Source organism: Natronococcus sp. A-GB7 (assembly GCF_029688865.1).
Lineage (GTDB): Archaea > Halobacteriota > Halobacteria > Halobacteriales > Natrialbaceae > Natronococcus.
In genome coordinates this window covers 39,724-56,726 of record NZ_JARUKV010000002.1, presented here as the reverse complement: position 1 = coordinate 56,726, position 17,003 = coordinate 39,724, and the positions used below count along the sequence as shown (strand labels likewise).

Sequence of the window (17,003 nt, the reverse complement as noted above, 5' to 3'; positions counted from 1 at the left end):
CGTCGGGTAGACCGACTCGGAGCGACGGCGCCGCGTCACAGCTACGTTACCCGCCGAGCGAAGAGCCGCGACGCTAGTACTTGGGGTCAGCGCCCGTCGTCTCGTACACCGCCTCCATCAGATCGTCACGGCGATCCTGCCAGCTGTCGAGCGCGCCGGGATGTGAGGGGTAGTGACCGTAGTGCTCGAGCAGGTCGTCCGCACACTGCTTCGTCCTGTAGAGGGTCCAGATCGTTCCCCAGTGGTCGCGGCTCTTGAGCATCGCCTCGAGCTTGAGCTTCGTGCCGATGTCCGTGCTGCCGGAGTACAGCGCCTCGGCGAGCTTGTCGCCTGGCATCGCCGCGAGCAGCCCCATGAGGTCGTCGACGTCGACCGCCGTCGAGAGAACGTTGTAGACGTCCAGCGCGGCGTAGCGGGCGCCGAAGTGGTCCATCACCCGCTGGTTGTACTCCCAGAGAGCGCGCTCGCCGACGTCGCCGGCCTCGATCCCCTCGACGGCGGCCTCCGCAGCGTACTTGCCGGCGTAGGCCGCGCCGGCGATCCCCCCACCCGTCGTCGGGTTGACGTGGCCGGCTGCGTCGCCGACGGCCATGTACCCCGGGTGGACCGCCGAGTCGTAGGGCCGACGCGTCGGGAGGGCTGCGCCGAGCTTGTCGTCGACCGTCGCGCCCTCGAACTCCGATCGGCTCCGGAGATCGTGTTTTAGACTCTCGACGAGCTTCATCGGCTCCTCGGTCATCTGGAAGCCGAGCCCGGCGTTGATCTCGGTTTCCGTGCGTGGGAAGTACCAGAGGTAGCCCGCCGCGCGCTCGGTCGGCTTGAAAACCAGGGCGTCGGACCACTCGACGGGCTCGTCGACGTGGACGACCTCGCGGTAGCCCGAACAGAAGTGAGTGTAGTTGACGTTCGTGTCGAACGTCGACTCCGAGAAGTCGACGTGATCCTGCAACACCGACAGCGAGCCAGCCGCGTCGATGACGACCTCGGCCTCGTACTCGATCGGGTCGCCCCTCCGCACCGCCCGGACGCCCGTTACCCGGCCGTCCTCGGCCTGCGTGACGTTCTGGACGACAGTGTCGTAGTGGATCTCCGCACCCGCCTTCGCGGCGCCCTCGATGACGAGCCGTCCGTACTCCCAGCGGTCGATGACGGCGAGCTCGCCGGGAATCGGAATCTCGAGGACGGTGTCCTCCTGGGGAATCTCGAAGCGACCGTGGTCGACGTCGGTGTTCGTGAAGGCGGGCTCGATCTGGGACCGGGGAATCGCGTCGGGAAAGTCCGCCGCGCCCTTCAGGGCGTCCCCGCAGGCGATGTGGCCCGCCTCCTGCTCGGACTTTCGCTCGAGAAGAACCACGTCGTACCCCTCGCGTGCAACGGTCGCCGCGGCGTAGCTGCCCGCGGTTCCGGCGCCGACGACGACCACGTCCGGCGACCGAGTCTCGGAGACCGCGCCGGCGGCCGACTGCTCCTGCGTACTCATATGGAACAGTATGAACTGCGAGGTAAGAAAACGTTTTATAGAAAGTACGAGGCGAAAACCCACGGCTTCAGGGGTAGGAGGAGGTCGAGTGCGGTGCGGCGGGACCACGGCGACGGATTCGTCACAGCGGAAGCTAATAAAGAGTTTTGACCGGGTCGTTCGTATCGATCCGTATGACCGAGTACACCGTCGAGTTCGTCGGCACGGGGGAGTCGATCACCTGCACGGACACGGAGACGATCCTCAGCCGCTGTCTCGAGGAGGGGATCGCCCAGGAGTTCTCCTGTCGGGTGGGGATGTGTCTGGCCTGTACCGCCGAGATCCTCGAGGGGGAGGTTACCCAGCCCGCGGCGCGAGGGTTCACCGAGGAGGAGGCCGAGAACTACGCGCTAACCTGTATGGCCCGTCCCCAGTCGGATCTCAAACTCGAGCGCGGGAAGTACCCGCCGAGCATCGAGGGCGACCTCGCGGGCGACGAGCCGGCGATGGCCGACGACTGACACGACGGGAGACGGTCGTGCGTCGCTCTCGCACACCCGCGGTAGGGATTCCCGCGCCATCGTACTACGGACGGTATGGACCCCACGAGGCGCGGGCTGCTCGCGACGGCCGCGGCGGTTACGACGGCGTCGCTCGCGGGTTGTGTCGGCGACACGGACGCGATCGGCCCGTACGAACCCGACGGGGAGTCCGGAGGGGCGACTCCCGAAGAGATGACCGCATCGCCCGACGAGGACGCCGTCGCCGAGACGGCGATCCCGATCGCGGACGATCAGCTCCCCGTCAGCTACTCGCTCGAGACGCTCCGGGGTGAAGTCATCGACGGCGGCGTCCCCCAGGACGGCATCCCTTCGATCGACGACCCGGTGTTCGAGCCCGTCGAGGACGTCGACGACCGCTTCCGCGAGGACGATCCCGTCTTCGGCGTCGTCCGGGAGGGGGAGGCGCGGGCCTACCCGCAGTCGATCCTCGTCCACCACGAGATCGTCAACGACGAGATCGGGGGCGAGTCGGTCGCCGTCACCTACTGTCCGCTGACGGGGACCGCGATGGGGTTCGAGCGGGGCGGCGTCGAGTTCGGCGTCTCCGGGAACCTGGTGAACAGCAACCTCGTCATGTACGATCGGGAGGGCGAGAGCATGTGGCCCCAGATGCTCGGGACGGCGATCGAGGGGCCCCTCGAGGCGGCCTCGCTCCGGGAGTTTCCGGTCCACTGGAGCACTTGGAGCGACTGGCGGGAGCGGTATCCGGACTCGACGGTGCTCACAGAGGACACCGGGTACGTCAGGGACTACGACGACGACCCTTACGGGATGTACAACCCGGTCAGCGGCTACTACCGGGAGGACAGCGATCCGATCTTCGAGCCGCTGCGAAGCGACGACGACGAGCCGCCAAAACGGATGGTTCTGGGCGCCCGACCGCCCGAGGGACCGCTCTCGATCGACCACGAGACGCTCGCGGCGGAACGACTGCTCGAGATCGACCACGAGGACGCGACGCTGCTCGCGGTTCACGACCGATCGATCGACGTCGGCCACCTCTACCGCAACCCCGACGGGGAGGCGTTCGAACTCGCGGACGACCGACTCGTCGACGCGGACGGCGACTCCTACGAGCCGGACGAGGCGTCCCTCGAGCGGGTGTACGCCTACGACGCGATGTGGTTCGCCTGGACCGGCTTCTACCCCGACAGCGCGCAGTTCGGGTGATCCCAGTGACAGAGACCCTTCCGGAGCGGATCCGAGCTCGACTCCGCGATACGGGCCGGGCGAGCCGCCTCGCCGTCGGCCGGCTCGACGCGCTCGCGGTCGCCGGGCTCGTCGCGGCGGCCTACCTCGCGGGATACCTCTGGGCGACCGACCGGCTCTCGGTCCGGAGCGGGCTCGGGAGCTCCGTGACCGTCGTCGACGAGCCGCTGGCGAGAGCGTTCGAGCGAACCGGTCAGCTCCAGTTCGAGCCCGTCGCGCTGGTCGATCTGTGGGTCGTCCGTCTGCTCCTCTCGCCGATCGACCTCTTCGTCGGCGCCACGCTTGCGGCGCTCGTGGGGCTCAACCTCGCACTCGCGTACCTCGCGCTCGTCCAGCCCCGCTCCTGTGGACTCGGCGCCGGCGCGGGTGCGGCGGCGTCGGTCCCGGCGCTGCTCTCGGGAACCGCCTGCTGTGCGCCGGTGATCGTCATCGCGCTTGGCGTGCAGGTGAGCGGTACCGTCATAACGGTCCTCCCGTGGCTGTTGCCGCTCGGAGTCGTGCTGTTGCTGGGGAGTCTGGTCTACGTGGGCGGGCTGGTGGATACAAAAAACGGCCGACCGGTTAGTTGACGAAGTCGATGTCGTCCTCGCCGCGAGCGCCGCCCCGACCTCGAGCCTGGGAGCCGCGCTCGGTCTGGGTCGGCTCCTCGTCGCCGTTGCCGTAGATCTGTGGTGACTCGACGCCCGTGACGACGATCATCGTCCGCATGCTGCCCTCGAGGCTCTCGTCGATCGAGGTCCCCCAGATGATGCGGGCATCGGGGTCGATCCGGTCGTAGATCTCCTCGACGACGCCCTCCGCTTCTTCGATGGACATGTCGTTGCCGCCGGTGACGTTGACCAGCGCGGAGGTCGCCCCGGAGATGTCGACGTCCAGCAGCGGCGATCGCAGCGCGGTCTTGACCGAGTCCTCAGCCTTGGCCTCGGAGTCGGACTCGCCGAGGCCGATCATGGCGACCCCGCCACGTTCCATGACGGTCCGAACGTCGGCGAAGTCGAGGTTGACGAGACCGGGCTTGGTAATGAGTTCGGTGATCCCCTTCACCGAGCGCATCAGCACCTCGTCGCTGACCTTGAACGCCTGTCGAACCGGCAGCTTGCCGACGGAGTCGAGCAGACGGTCGTTGGGGACGACGATCACCGTATCGGAGACGTCACGCAGGCGCTCGAGGCCGGCCTCGGCGTTGGTCCGGCGGACCTCGCCCTCCGCGGTAAACGGCGTGGTGACGATCGAGATAGTGAGCGCTCCGGACTCTCGAGCGGCCTTCGCGACAACTGGCGCCGAGCCGGTGCCGGTGCCGCCGCCGAGCCCCGCGGTGACGAACACCATGTCGGAGCCGTCGATCGCGCCGGAGATGTCCTCCTGGCTCTCGAGGGCGGCCTCCTCGCCGACCTGCGGGAGCGAGCCGGCGCCTCGGCCGCCGGTCTTGTCCTCGCCCATCAGGATCTTGGTGTCGGCCTCGATCTCGACCAAGTGCTGGACGTCGGTGTTGGCCGCGACGAGCTTCGCCCCGTGGATCCCCTCCTCGTGCATTCGGTTGACGGTGTTCCCGCCGGCGCCGCCGCAGCCGACGACCGTAATGTCAGTCTGGAGATCCTGCAGAACGTCCTCGAGTTCGTCGTCGGTCATCGTGCCGCTGTTGTCGACGCCGTTCGCGCCCGACCGGTCCGACCCCGACGCGTCGGGGACGTCCCCCTCCGCGTTCTCGGCCTCGTCGATCGCGTCTTCGATAAGAGAGTCCATTCCTGGGAGCCAGTAGTAGATGGAGCATAATTACCTTTCCCCTACACGTCAGACGCCCGGAGGCGGGATAAGGCGCAGTTACGTGTCGGGAGTCGAGAACCGATCGACCGCAACCCACGGCGGGACAACCGGGGACTTCCCTCCCCGACCCGACCGGTCAGAACTCGTACCGGTGGGTGCGCTCGCGGTGGACGACCTCGGGGTCGATCCGTTCGCCGTCGACGGTCACCGCCTCCCCGTCCGAGAGTGCGCCGAACGCCGGCCCCTCGGGGACGCCGAGCGTCCGGGCGAGTTCGGGGTCGAACGCCAGCTCCTCCGCGACGACGGCGCCGTCTTCGACCGCGACACGCTCGAACTTCGTCTCGAGGACGTCGGCCACGGCCTCGATAAGCTCCCGTTTCGCCCCGGAGTCGGGGAGGGCGACGCGGCTTCCGACCCGGCTGCCGGCGTTCTCGGTCTCGAAGGCCACCGCGTGGCGTTCGACCAGCTCCCGAACCCGGTCGGGGTCGATCCCCTGGGCGGTCTCGAGCAAGTCGGCTGGTAGCTCGCGGACGGCGAACGACTCCTCCCGAGGGTCGCCGAATCGAATCCCGTCCTCGACGCGGCCGACCTCGGACTCGACGCTCTCGACCAGTTCGAGCGGGCGGTCGCCGACCGCGCGCAGCCAGGTTTCGCCGACGATCCGGTGACCGAGCTCGGACAGGAGCTCCTTGAGGACGGGCCACTCGCCGTCGAGCACCGCCAGCTCGGCGCCGCTCGTCTCGAAGGCTCGTTCGATCACGTTCCGGTGGTTTTCGGGGTGGCCCATCGACTCGAGGGCCCAGTCGGCAGCGATGTGGCCGACCGCCCACTCGGTCTCCTCGACGACCCGCTGGAAGCGGGGCGCATAGTGGTTGCCCCCGAAGCCGACGACCTGCCTGTCGCGGTGGGCGTCGACCCCGCGGAGCTCGAGGATCCCACGCGCGACGGCCGCGGCGCCGTCGGGGTCGTCCCACTGCTCGTCGTCGCTTCCGAGCTCCGCGAACAGCGAGGGACAGCCGACGTCGCTCGGCCCGTGGTGGGTACACTCCATGCCGACGTCGTACCCCTCGGGGGCGTACGCCTCGAAGGCCGCGAGCAGTCGGGCGAGGGCGTTCGGGCAGGCCTCGGCGAGGGCGTCGTCCTCGCCGCCGAACTCCGCCGAGCCGAAGTTCCCGGTGAAGTGGCCCGTCAGCAGGGCGCCGGTGTCGCCGGAGTGACGGGAGGCAAAGACCAGCAGCTCGGGGTCGCAGTCGAAGACCTCGGCGGGGCGCTCGAGGTCGAGGTGCAGATCGTCGAACGAGCGCAACTCGGCGTCCTCGAGTCGGTAGTAGGTGCCGCCGCCGTCGGCCGCGGGACGGTCGGGGTCCTCGCGTTCGGTCCAGTCGGCCAGCGAGCGAAGCTGCTCGCAGACGTGGACGGAGGCACGATCGGCGCGGCTCTCGACGATTGCGATCACGTCGAGTCCTCGGGGGCGGGGCCTCGAATACGCTCCGCTTTCGATCCGTAGAGAAGGAACTCAGTCGGAGGCGACCTGTCGGCTCTGGCCGACCGTCGCGGACGGCAGCAGGCCGACGTAGTCGTCGAGATCGAGCGCGAACGCTCGATCGGTCGTCGGCTCGATCCATCGGAACTCGAACTCCGAGCCGTGCTCGTCGCCGCCGTCCCGAACCGTGTGGGTCCAGCGGTCGCGGGGTTCGTGGACGGTCGCGTGGAAGAAGTGGCGGACGTAACACTTCGGCGGAGACTGGCGTCGAACCCAGATGTCGGTCGTAAGGTGTTCGGTTCCCTGCAGCGTCGCGAGACCGCTCTCCTCGCGTACCTCGCGGAACACCCCCTCTCGAGGGGACTCGTCGCCCTCGAGGGTGCCCTTCGGAATCTGTAGGCCCTCATGTCCCGGCCCTTCGAAGACGAGCAACTCGCCCGTCTCCCGGGTGATGTACGCACAGGCCTTCCCGACGTACGTGATTTCTTTCGATTCGCTCATACGTTTTGTACAACGGGTATCCCGTAAAGTCCACTCCCAAATTCTTTGGGCAACTTAGGGAACGAGCAGGTAGAGGAAGCCGGCGTAGCCGACGAGGAGAACGGCGCCGTCGAGCCGCGAGAGCCGCCGTCCGTACCCCATCATCGCGACCAGCACGACGGTGAAGCCGACCAGTATCGGAAGTTCGAACCGGAGCGTGCTCGAGGCGATCTCGATGGGCGTGATCAGCGCGACGATGCCGAGCACCGCGAGCACGTTGTAGATGTTCGAGCCGACGACGTTGCCGATCGCGAACCCGGTTTCGCCGCGGACGGCCCCGACGGCCGAGGCAGCAAGTTCGGGGAGCGACGTCCCGAGTGCCAGTACGGTGAGGCCGACGAACAGCTCGGAGAAGCCCAGCTCGAGCAGCAGGTCGGTGCCGCCGGCGACGAGCCACCGCGAGCCGACGACGAGCGCGAGCAGCCCGCCGCCGACGAGCGCGAGGTCCCGACCGGAGACCCCGTCGCTGGCCTCGGGTTTCTCCTCGGCCGGCATCGGGTCGGCGTTGACGTAGTACAGCAGGTAGGCGGTGAACCCCGCGAGCACCAGCAGGAAGATCGCTCCCTCGAGTCGGCCGATCCGGCCGTTCGACCCGAAGGCGACCAACAGTAGCGCCGCGAACACCATGAAGGGGACGTGGCGTTTCATCACGGTCTCGCTGACCGACAGCGGCCTGATGAGCGCGGCGACGCCGAGCACCAGCCCGACGTTGGCGATGTTCGAGCCGACGACCGCGCCCAGCCCGATGTCGGTCGAGACGTCGAGGGCCCCGATCGTCGCGACGAACAGCTCGGGGGCGGTCGTCGCGAACGCGATCACCGTCACGCCGACGGTCGCCGCCCGGAGGCCGATCCCGAGCGCGAGGCGGCCGGCACCGGCGACCAGCAGCTCCGCGCCGGCGTACAGCGCGACGATTCCGGCCGCCAACAGGAGAACCGAGACGGCGGTCTCCGAGAGCATATGGCCCGGATACTCGAGACCGGCGTATAAGCGACGCGGAGTCTGCGAGTAGCGAGAAGCTATTACGTATCGACAACAAACGATCACGACAGATGAGCGACCACTCGGAGTCGGCGACGTTCGCTGCCGACTCCGCAGCCGACGTTCACGACCGGGTCAGCGACGCCGTCTTCACGCTCGACGAGAGGTTGCGGCTCTCGTATCTCAACGAGCGGGCCGCGGACGCGTTTCGGGAGCCGGAGCCGGAACTGCTCGGAACCCGGGCCTGGGAGCAGGCGTTCGATCCGGCGTTTCGACGGGCCTGCGAACGGGCGATCGAGACGACGGAGCCCGTCACTCTCGAGACGCTTTCCCGACCGTTCGGCGGCTGGGTCGACGTTCGCGTCTACCCGTCGGAAAGCGGAGCTTCCGTCTACTGCCGCGACGCTGACCGAGAGGAAGCGGCCGGCGACGAGGGAGCCGAACTCCGGAAGCGCGAACGCGCGCTGCGTCGCGCCTACGAGATCGTCGCGGATCCCGACCGGACGTTTCGGGAGCAGGTCGACGACCTTCTGACCACCGTCAGCGACGTGATCGGGACCGACTACGCGACGCTGTCGCGGGTTCACGAGGGAGCCGGCGAGTACGTTTTCGAGCACGTCCTCGCCCCGGAGGACGCCGACCTCGAGGCGGGCAAAACGATGCCGCTCCAAGCAACGAACTGCGAACGGGTCGTCGACACCGAGCGGACGCTCGTGCTCGGCGACGTACGGACCGACGCGCCGGAGCTGGCCGACCGAGCGGGGAACGCGGAGTGGGGGGTCGCCTGCTACCTCGGGACGCCCGTGTTCGTCGACGGCGAGGTGTACGGTAGCTTCTGTTTCTACGATACGGAAGCCCGTCCCGACTCGTTCTCGGAGTGGGACCGAACGTTCGTCGAACTGCTCGGAAACTGGGTGAGCTACGAACTCGAGCGCAGGCGTCGGGAGCGCGAGCTCGAGGAGTCGAACGACCGCCTCGAGGGGTTCGCCTACGCCGTCTCCCACGACCTGCAGGAACCCCTCCGGATGGTCACGAGCTACCTCGGACTGATCGAGGATCGGTACGGCGATCGGCTCGACGAGGACGGCGAGGAGTTCCTCGCGTACGCGGTCGACGGCGCCGAGCGGATGCGCGAGATGATCGACGGACTGCTCACGTACTCGCGTATCGAGACCCGCGGCGAGCCGCTCGAGCCGGTCGAGCTCGACGAGGTTCTCGAGGACATCCACCTGCAGCTCGAGGAACACGACGCCGCGGTCACGACGGACACGACGCCGCGGTCACGACGGAGTCGCTACCGCGCGTCCGGGGCGACCGCGGGCAGCTCCGGCAGCTGTTCCAGAACCTCCTCTCGAACGCGGTCGCGTACTCCGGCGACGAGCCGCCGCGGATCGACGTCGGGGCCGAGCGAAGGGACGGCGAGTGGGTTGTGTGGGTCGGCGACGAGGGGATCGGGATCGATCCCGAGGACCAGGAGCGGATCTTCGAGATCTTCCAGCGCCTCCACGGCTCCGAGGAGTACGAGGGAACCGGCCTCGGGCTCGCGATCTGCGAGCGGATCGTCGAGCGCCACGGCGGGGAGATCCGAGTCGACTCCGAACTCGGCGAGGGAACCACGTTCTCGTTTCCCCTCCAGCCGGCCGAGGAGTAACTGCCGAATCCCCACCGGTTATACCCTCCCGGCGGCGAGTACCGGCTATGGCGATGGACGTCTTCGGACTGGTCGGTAACCCCGTCGGACACTCGCTGTCACCGCCGATGCACGAGGCGGCCTACGACGAGCTCGCTATCGACGCCCGCTACGTCACCTTCGAACCCGCCCCCGACGAGCTCGAGGCGGCGATCCGGGGCGCCGACGCGCTCGGTGTCTGCGGGCTGAACGTGACGATCCCGTTCAAGCAGGAGGCTCTCGATCTCGTCGCGGCCGACGAGCTGGCGACTCGAATCGGCGCGGTGAACACGATCGACTTCTCCGGTGACGAGCCCACCGGCCACAACACCGACGCCGTCGGCGCGCTTCGCGCGCTCCGGGATCACGACGTCGCGCTCGAGGACGCGAGTGCGGTCGTCGTCGGCGCCGGCGGCGCCGGGCGGGCGATCGCGTTCGGGCTCGCCGACGCCGACGCGTCGGTGACGATCGCCAATCGAACCGCCTCGAAGGCCCACACCCTCGCCGAGGAGGTCCCTGGCGCCGCTGGTCAGGGGCTCGAGGATCTCGAAGGGGTCCTCGCCGACGCCGACGTGCTCGTCAACGCGACCAACGTCGGGATGGAGGAGGACGCGACGCCGGTGCCGGCCGAAGCGCTCCACGGGGAGCTGGCGGTGCTCGACGCGGTGTATCGCCCGCTCGAGACGCGACTCCTGCGGGACGCGGCGTCGGTCGGCGCGACGACGGTCGACGGCGCCTGGATGCTGCTCTACCAGGGCGTCGAGGCGCTCGAGCTGTGGACGGACCGGGAGGCGCCCGTCGAGGCCATGAACGAGGCGCTGCGCTCGAGGCTGTAGACGCCGATCGGCGACGCCGTCGTTCACCGCGTTCATCAGGCGAATTTAAGTGGTGCGAGTTAACTATATCCAGCTAATGGCAATCCTCCAAAAGCTGAAGTCGCTGCTGGGGTTCGACGACTCTAGCTCGGAGCGTGGGGACGCTCGGGACGTCGGGGTCACGGTCGAACGAGAGCGCGGCGCCGATCCCGACGAGGAGTCGGCGGCCGCCGAAACGACGGCTTCGGCCTCGACGGGGTCGATGACCGAGGCGAACGACACACCGCACACCGCGGCGGAGCCCGCCGAGGCGACGGGACCGACGCAGTCGGACGCGACGCCGACCGAATCGAAAGCGCCCGGTGAGACGGGCGTTCGCGACGAGGAGGTCGTGGGCGACGACTCGGAGCTCGAGGCCGAACCCGAAAGCGAGACCGAAGCCGAACCCGAAACCGAGGCCGAGGAGCCGGACGACCTGATCGAATCGGCCGAATCCGACGGTCTCGAGGAGTCGGCGGAACCCGAACTCGAATCCGAACCGGCCGCGGATTCGAGCGGCCCCGACGCCGCAGCCGAGGTCGAGTCGGAGGCCGAGACGCCGGATGAACCGACGTCGGTCGAGAGTGACGCCGACGAACCGGAGGCGGCGACCGAGGCCGAGCCCGAGCCCGAGCCCGAGACGGAGTCCGACGACGAGACGCCGGCGGTTCCGGACGAACCCGTCGACGTCGTCAAGGGGATCGGTCCGGCGTACGCGGACCGACTGGCCGACGCCGGCGTCGAGACCGTCGCCGAACTCGCCGACGCCGACGCCGCCCGCCTCGAGTCCGAGACCGACATCTCCGAGAAGCGCATCCAGGGCTGGATCGACCGAGCGAAGGTCCGGTAGCCGCGTCAGGAGAACCGTACACTGATTAGGGTCACGGCCCTCCGCGAGGGTATGAGCGATCCGCGCGTCGTCACGACGGCCGACTCGTTTCGCGCCGCCGCCCGCGACGGAGTCGACGGCGACGGAACGGGCGCCGTCCGCGTTCCGGTTACCGTTCGTCTCTCCGTCCCCGATCCCTTTCTCGCCTACCGTCGCGCCCGCGACGGCGACGGCGGCGTCTACCTCGAGACCACCGGCGGCCAGCCCGGCTGGGGGTACTTCGGCACCGACCCGGTCGACGGGCTCACCGTCGGTCCGGACGCGGTCGCGCGGAACCGAAGCGGCGAGTCGCCGACGCTTTCGGCACTCGAGGGACTGCTCGACGGCGAGGAGCTGGTTCGCGGGGACTGCGAGGTTCCCTACCCCTGCGGCGCCGTTGGCTGGCTCTCTTACGACATCGTCCGCGAGCTCGAGGAGCTGCCCGAATCGGCGGTCGACGACCGCGGGCTGCCCCAACTCGAGGTCGGCGTCTACGATCGGCTGGCAGCCTGGGAGGAGCCGACGGCCGACGACGATCGGACTGAACTCCGGATCGCGGCCTGCCCGCGCGTCGAGCCCGGAGACGACCTCGCGGACGCCTACGATCGGGGTCGAAAGCGGGCGCTCGAGCTCGCCCGGGCGTGTCTCGACGGTGATCCCGCGGTCGGCGAGCCGCCGGTCGAAACCGCCGAGGCGACCTTCGAGAGCGACTGCGGCCGCGAGGCCTTCGCCGACCGCGTTCGGCGGGTCAAGGAGTACGTCCGGGACGGCGACACCTTCCAGGCGAACATCTCCCAGCGGCTGGTCGCGCCCGCCGCGGTCCACCCCGTCGCGGCCTACGATGCCCTCCGTCGGGTGAATCCGGCGCCGTACTCGGGGCTGCTCGAGTTCCGCAGCGCCGACCTGGTGAGCGCGAGTCCGGAACTCCTGCTCGAGTGCGGGGGGCAACGCCCCCCGGAGTCGGCGAGCGGACGGCGAGGCGGTGGAACCACCTCGAGCGAGGCGGCCCCGCCGTCTCGCCGTCCGCGAGAGCGCGACGGCGAGTTCGTCCGCACGGAGCCGATCGCTGGCACCCGTCCCCGGGGAGCGACCCCGGAGGAGGACGTCGAGCTCGAGGCCGACCTGCTGGCCGACGAGAAGGAACGCGCCGAACACGCGATGCTCGTCGACCTCGAGCGAAACGACCTCGGGAAGGTCAGCGAGTACGGTAGCGTCGACGTCGAGGAGTACCGACGGATCGACCGCTACTCGGAGGTGATGCACCTCGTCTCGAACGTCACCGGCCGACTGCGTTCGGACGCGACACTCGCCGACGCCGTCGCGGCCACGTTTCCCGGCGGGACGATCACGGGCGCGCCCAAACCACGGACGATGGAGATCATCGACGAACTCGAGGCGACCCGTCGAGGTCCGTACACCGGCAGCGTCGGGATCTTCGGCTTCGACGGTCGGGCGACGTTGAACATCGTCATCCGAACGCTCGTTCGCCACGCCGAGGAGTACCACCTTCGCGTGGGGGCGGGGATCGTCCACGACTCGGATCCAGACAGCGAGTACGACGAGACCCTCGACAAGGGGCGGGCGCTGATCAACGCCATCGACGACGCGCTCGGGGAACGGGCCGGAATGGGCCTCGAGGGTACCGGAGGTGAGGACGATGAGTGACGAGCGGCCCAACGACCGACCGGAGGGAGGGGGGCAGGGTTTTCATCAACGTTTTGCCAGCGAACGAGCGTCAGCGAGTGAGCGCAGCAAACGGTTGCTGGTCATCGATAACTACGACTCCTTCGCGTACAACCTCGTCCAGTACGTCGGCGAGGTCGCCGACGATGTCGCGGTCAGGCGGAACGACGGGATCGACCTCGAGGGCGTCCGCGAGCTGGATCCCACGGGGATCGTCGTCTCGCCGGGCCCTGGAACCCCCCAGGAGGCCGGGATCTCGATCCCGCTGTTCGCCGAGACCGAGTACCCCATCCTCGGAGTCTGTCTGGGCCACCAGGCGCTGTGTGCGGCCGAGGGCGCACCGGTCGTCCACGCGCCCCACGTCGTCCACGGCAAGCCCTCGCGGATCTCCCACGACGGTTCGGGGCTGTTCGACGGGCTCCCCGAGCGGTTCCAGGTCGGCCGATACCACTCGCTTGCGGTCGAACGCGAGGACCTGCCCGACAGCCTCGAGGAGACGGCCCGGACCGCCGACGAGCGGGGCGTCCTGATGGCGGTTCGCCACCGGGAGAAACCCCATCTGGGCGTGCAGTTTCACCCCGAGAGCATCCTCACCCGCGACCCCGAGGAGGACGCCGACGGCGAGATCTCGCTGTCGGTCGGCAAGCGGATGGTCGAGAACTTCTGTCGGTTCGCCGCCGACCACGAACGATCCGACTCGCGGGGCGAGCGATGAGCGACGATCGGGTCTACCACGTCGACGGCGAACTCGTCCCCGCTGCGGAGGCGACCGTCAGCGTCGACGACCGGGGGTTTCGCTACGGTGACGCCGCCTTCGAGACCCTGCGGGCCTACGGCGGAACCGTCCTCGACTGGGCGGCCCACCACGAGCGACTCGAGGGGACCTGCGACGCCCTCTCCCTCGAGCACGACCTTTCGGGGAGCGAACTCCGGAATCGGATCGACGACACGCTCGCGGCCAACGACCTCGCGGATGCCTACGTCCGGCTGTCGATCTCCCGTGGCGTCCAGCCGGGGAAGCTCACCCCTCAGCCCGAGGTCGATCCCACGGTCGTCGTCTACGCCAACCCCCTCCCCCGGGGCGGCCTCGAGGGCGACCCGGTCTGGGACGGACCCGCGACGGTCCGCAGCGTCGAGACCAGGCGAATTCCCGACGCGGCGCTTCCCTCGCGTGCGAAGACCCACAACTACCTCAACGGGATCCTCGCGCGAACGGAACTCGAGGGCGAGGCCGACGAGGCGCTGCTCTCGGATCTCGAGGGACACGTCGCCGAGGGCGCGACGAGCAACCTGTTTTTCGTCCGCGACGGAACGGTCTGTACCCCCACGACGGACGGCGACGTCCTGCCCGGCATCACCCGAAAGACGGTCCTCGAACTGGCTCGAGAGGCGGGCCTCCCGGTCGAGGAGGCGAGCTACGGACTGGCGGAGGTCCTCGAGGCCGACGAGGCCTTCCTCACGAACCGCACCTGGGAGCTGCGTCCGATCGCCTCGCTCGACGGGGTCGATCTCGGCGGCGGCCCGGTGACGGATCGTCTCTCGAGGCTGTACGACGAGCGCGTCGAGAGCGTCTGTTACTGATCGATCGATACGGGATCGAAACTATCAACGAGTTGTACGAATCGCCGAGCGTATGAACGAACCCGAAAAGAGCATGGACGTCTTCGTTCTGGAGATGGCGGTTCTCCTCCTGGCTCCGCCGCTCGGTCTGGGCGCGTTTCTCGCCGTCCTCGGGGATCCCGCGGATTTCCTGCCCGGGTTCGGCGTCGGACTGGTCGTTGGCGTCGGTGCGGCCAGTTTGCGAAACGAGATCCGTGGGGTTCGAGCGGCGGGCGAGGACTGATCGGTACGTGGCTGTCGGACGCTCCGACCCCGATCAGTCAGCTGGCTCGGGCACCGCCGAACCCTCGGGCCCAACCCCGAGAAACTCCCGTTCGATGCCCGCGAGCTCCGTGACGAACTCCGAGCCGAACGCGCCGGCAGGGGTCTGGAACCCGTCCTCGACGCCGCCGTCCTCGAGGACGCGTTCGGCGGCGCTGACCGCGGCGTCGGCCGTCAGCGCGTAGGGGTTGGGCGTCCGAAGTCGACCGCTGCGTCGCTCGCCGCTGTCCTCGTCGACGACTTCGCCCCAGACGGTCGCGGATTCGGTCGCCAGAGCCGTCCCGTCGGGGCCGTCGACGAGGGCGTCGATCGCGCGGGTCGCCGCGCGCTCGACCGACGGCCGCTCGAGGACCCACCGCAGCGAGTCGGTCGCCGACAGCAGCGGCTCGCTCCACTCGGGGACGGCGCCGTAGACCTCGACGGACTCGATCCCGGTCGTGTGGGCCGCGGTGACGACGTCGCCCAGCGGGATCGTCACGGCGTGTTCGGGGCCGTCACCGAAGTCGATCTGTCGGCTGCGGAAGGCCGCGGGAACGCTGAGCAGCCGTCCGTTTCGTCGGATGACGCCTCCCTGGCCCGCCAGCTCGACGAACGTTCGGGCCGTCCCGGGCGAGAAGCCGTAGCCGCTCTTGACGCCCAGGTGGAGCCGATCGGCGGTCGGCAGGCGCTCGTGGAGCATCGCGGCCAGACAGTCGGTCGGCACGACGTCGAACCCGACGCCGGGAAGCAGTGTGATCCCCGCCGCACTGGCGGTCTCCCCGTACTGGCGGAGGCGTTCGAACACCGGAAACTCGCCGGTGACGTCGAGGTAGTCCGTCCCCGCCTCGAGACAGGCCAGCACGAGCGGTTCCGCGGTTCGCTCGAACGGGCCGGCGCAGTTCAACACGGCGTCGAACGCCTCGAGCTCGTCCTCGAGCGGGCCGTCGGTCAGGTCGATCGCCCGTCCCTGAAGACCGAGTTCCTCGGCCTGTCGGGCGACCCGGTCTCCGTCGCGCCCCGCGAGGGTCGGCGAACCGCCGCGAGCCGCGGCCTCGCGGGCGATCAGCCGGCCGGTGTAGCCGTACGAGCCGTAGATGAGGAGGGAGTCCATGGAGCCGGTTGGGCGTTCGGCGTGTTAAAACTCCGTCAGACGGTCTCGAAACGTTCACCAGCGCTGACGCGTAACTGGGAGTCGATGGCGGCTACACAGCGGATCACGACCCTGGAGAACGTCCCCGCGGAGTCGACCTTCCTCTTTCGCGTCGCCGACGAACTGGGCGACCGTCGGGAGGCAATTCTCGTCGCGGACGGCGCAGCGTCGACCGACGCGGACGTCTCGTGCTGGCTGAACTACTGTCAGCACTTCACCCACATCAAACTCGACAAGGGCGACGGTGCACCGATGCGCGACGGCGAGGTGATCTGTGCGAACCACGGCGCGTACTTCGAGACCGACTCGGGGAAATGTACGTTCGGCCCCTGCGAGGGGGCGTACCTGACCGAACTCGAGGTAACGGTCTCGGACGGCGACGTCTACCTCGTCGACGACGAGTACGAGTTCGTCGCGGCAGGACCGATCGAGGACGACGGCGACCTGACCTCGACGTCGAACGTCGAGTTCTAGCGCATCTCGAGGGGGATCACGAGATCGCGCTCCTGGTCGTACTCGATGAGGTCGGCCTCGACGAGCCGGGGCATGTGGTCGTGGTACAAGGAGATGTAGACGTTCGCGACCCGCTCGGCCGACAGCTCGGTTACCTTTCGGCCGGTTTCGCGGACCGCGACCTCCTCGGCGGCGTCGGGTAGCGTCAGCTCCTCGCCGTAGGTGCGCATGACCTCGAGCAACAGTCGGCGGCGCCGATCAGCCAACAGCTCGAGGCTCTCGTCGACTGCTGCCGGGGTCTCCTCGCGGTGCTCGAGCCAGTCGAGCATCGCGAGAACGAACCCGGGGGAGTCGAAGTCGGAATCGGAGGTGGTCATGCGTATGTTGCGTCGCGAGCCCGGCGGCGACCGGCGATCGACCGCTCGAGGCGTCGATATCGGATCGTTGCCGCGCCGACAGATAGGCGT

Annotated in this window: 18 protein-coding genes and 1 pseudogene; 12 read left to right on the top strand and 7 right to left on the bottom strand. The window is 68.7% G+C overall.

Annotated elements, in window-relative coordinates; all coding sequences use genetic code 11:
- Positions 1 to 73: 73 nt before the first annotated feature.
- Positions 74 to 1,480 carry a geranylgeranyl reductase family protein gene (locus tag QA609_RS02220; protein WP_278300949.1) on the bottom strand — a complete coding sequence of 469 codons (1,407 nt, stop codon included), beginning with the start codon at positions 1,478 to 1,480 and terminating at the stop codon, positions 74 to 76.
- 173 nt (positions 1,481 to 1,653) lie between these two features.
- Here QA609_RS02220 and QA609_RS02215 point away from each other — a divergent pair, with 173 nt between their 5' ends.
- From QA609_RS02215 to QA609_RS02205, 3 genes are all read left to right on the top strand, one after another.
- The gene (locus QA609_RS02215) at positions 1,654 to 1,980 is read left to right on the top strand and encodes a 2Fe-2S iron-sulfur cluster-binding protein (protein WP_278300948.1); all 327 of its coding nucleotides are present in this window, start codon (positions 1,654 to 1,656) and stop codon (positions 1,978 to 1,980) included.
- Positions 1,981 to 2,055: 75 nt separating this feature from the next.
- Positions 2,056 to 3,192: a DUF3179 domain-containing protein gene (locus tag QA609_RS02210; protein ID WP_278300947.1), complete on the top strand. Its 1,137-nt coding sequence runs from the start codon at positions 2,056 to 2,058 to the stop codon at positions 3,190 to 3,192.
- Between the two features lie 5 nt (positions 3,193 to 3,197).
- Positions 3,198 to 3,800 carry a hypothetical protein gene (locus QA609_RS02205; protein WP_278300946.1) on the top strand — a complete coding sequence of 201 codons (603 nt, stop codon included), beginning with the start codon at positions 3,198 to 3,200 and terminating at the stop codon, positions 3,798 to 3,800.
- Here QA609_RS02205 and ftsZ read toward each other — a convergent pair.
- The 4 genes from ftsZ to QA609_RS02185 all read right to left on the bottom strand — a co-directional run bounded on the left by ftsZ (position 3,793) and on the right by QA609_RS02185 (position 7,978).
- Positions 3,793 to 4,974 carry a cell division protein FtsZ gene (ftsZ, locus tag QA609_RS02200; protein ID WP_278300945.1) on the bottom strand — a complete coding sequence of 394 codons (1,182 nt, stop codon included), beginning with the start codon at positions 4,972 to 4,974 and terminating at the stop codon, positions 3,793 to 3,795. The two genes, QA609_RS02205 and ftsZ, sit on opposite strands and share 8 nt — an antisense overlap.
- 157 nt (positions 4,975 to 5,131) lie before the next feature.
- Entirely contained in the window at positions 5,132 to 6,451 is a 1,320-nt protein-coding gene (locus QA609_RS02195; RefSeq protein ID WP_278300944.1) for a D-aminoacyl-tRNA deacylase, read from the bottom strand.
- Between the two features lie 60 nt (positions 6,452 to 6,511).
- Entirely contained in the window at positions 6,512 to 6,979 is a 468-nt protein-coding gene (locus QA609_RS02190; protein ID WP_278300943.1) for an NUDIX domain-containing protein, read from the bottom strand.
- 54 nt (positions 6,980 to 7,033) lie between these two features.
- Positions 7,034 to 7,978: a calcium/sodium antiporter gene (locus QA609_RS02185; RefSeq protein WP_278300942.1), complete on the bottom strand. Its 945-nt coding sequence runs from the start codon at positions 7,976 to 7,978 to the stop codon at positions 7,034 to 7,036.
- 92 nt (positions 7,979 to 8,070) lie between these two features.
- Here QA609_RS02185 and QA609_RS02180 point away from each other — a divergent pair.
- From QA609_RS02180 to QA609_RS02150, 8 genes and pseudogenes are all read left to right on the top strand, one after another.
- Positions 8,071 to 9,114: pseudogene (locus QA609_RS02180) on the top strand (GAF domain-containing protein); the annotation flags it as partial.
- Positions 9,115 to 9,332: 218 nt separating this feature from the next.
- Positions 9,333 to 9,650, top strand: coding sequence for an ATP-binding protein (locus tag QA609_RS24655; protein WP_343233783.1), 318 nt, complete (start codon positions 9,333 to 9,335; stop codon positions 9,648 to 9,650).
- A gap of 53 nt (positions 9,651 to 9,703) precedes the next feature.
- Complete coding sequence (locus tag QA609_RS02175; RefSeq protein WP_278301171.1) at positions 9,704 to 10,504, top strand: shikimate dehydrogenase; 801 nt, start codon at positions 9,704 to 9,706, stop codon at positions 10,502 to 10,504.
- A gap of 76 nt (positions 10,505 to 10,580) precedes the next feature.
- Positions 10,581 to 11,372, top strand: coding sequence for a helix-hairpin-helix domain-containing protein (locus QA609_RS02170; RefSeq protein WP_278300941.1), 792 nt, complete (start codon positions 10,581 to 10,583; stop codon positions 11,370 to 11,372).
- Positions 11,373 to 11,423: 51 nt separating this feature from the next.
- Positions 11,424 to 13,055, top strand: coding sequence for an anthranilate synthase component I family protein (locus QA609_RS02165; protein ID WP_278300940.1), 1,632 nt, complete (start codon positions 11,424 to 11,426; stop codon positions 13,053 to 13,055).
- Between the two features lie 103 nt (positions 13,056 to 13,158).
- A complete protein-coding gene (locus tag QA609_RS02160) occupies positions 13,159 to 13,788 on the top strand; it encodes an aminodeoxychorismate/anthranilate synthase component II (RefSeq protein ID WP_278301170.1) in 630 nt (209 codons plus the stop codon).
- Positions 13,785 to 14,654 (top strand): aminotransferase class IV, encoded by an 870-nt coding sequence (locus QA609_RS02155; protein ID WP_278300939.1) that lies wholly within the window; start codon positions 13,785 to 13,787, stop codon positions 14,652 to 14,654. The genes QA609_RS02160 and QA609_RS02155 overlap by 4 nt, the downstream gene beginning before the upstream one ends.
- A gap of 52 nt (positions 14,655 to 14,706) precedes the next feature.
- Complete coding sequence (locus QA609_RS02150) at positions 14,707 to 14,916, top strand: hypothetical protein (RefSeq protein WP_278300938.1); 210 nt, start codon at positions 14,707 to 14,709, stop codon at positions 14,914 to 14,916.
- A gap of 33 nt (positions 14,917 to 14,949) precedes the next feature.
- Here the strand turns inward: QA609_RS02150 and QA609_RS02145 are convergent, their stop codons facing one another.
- Entirely contained in the window at positions 14,950 to 16,044 is a 1,095-nt protein-coding gene (locus tag QA609_RS02145) for a saccharopine dehydrogenase NADP-binding domain-containing protein (RefSeq protein WP_278300937.1), read from the bottom strand.
- A gap of 84 nt (positions 16,045 to 16,128) precedes the next feature.
- Here QA609_RS02145 and QA609_RS02140 point away from each other — a divergent pair, with 84 nt between their 5' ends.
- A complete protein-coding gene (locus tag QA609_RS02140) occupies positions 16,129 to 16,557 on the top strand; it encodes a Rieske 2Fe-2S domain-containing protein (protein WP_278300936.1) in 429 nt (142 codons plus the stop codon).
- On the opposite strand, the gene QA609_RS02135 is transcribed toward QA609_RS02140, so the two are convergent.
- Positions 16,554 to 16,913, bottom strand: a complete 360-nt coding sequence (locus tag QA609_RS02135) for a hypothetical protein (protein WP_278300935.1) — start codon at positions 16,911 to 16,913, stop codon at positions 16,554 to 16,556. The two genes, QA609_RS02140 and QA609_RS02135, sit on opposite strands and share 4 nt — an antisense overlap.
- Positions 16,914 to 17,003: the final 90 nt, after the last annotated feature.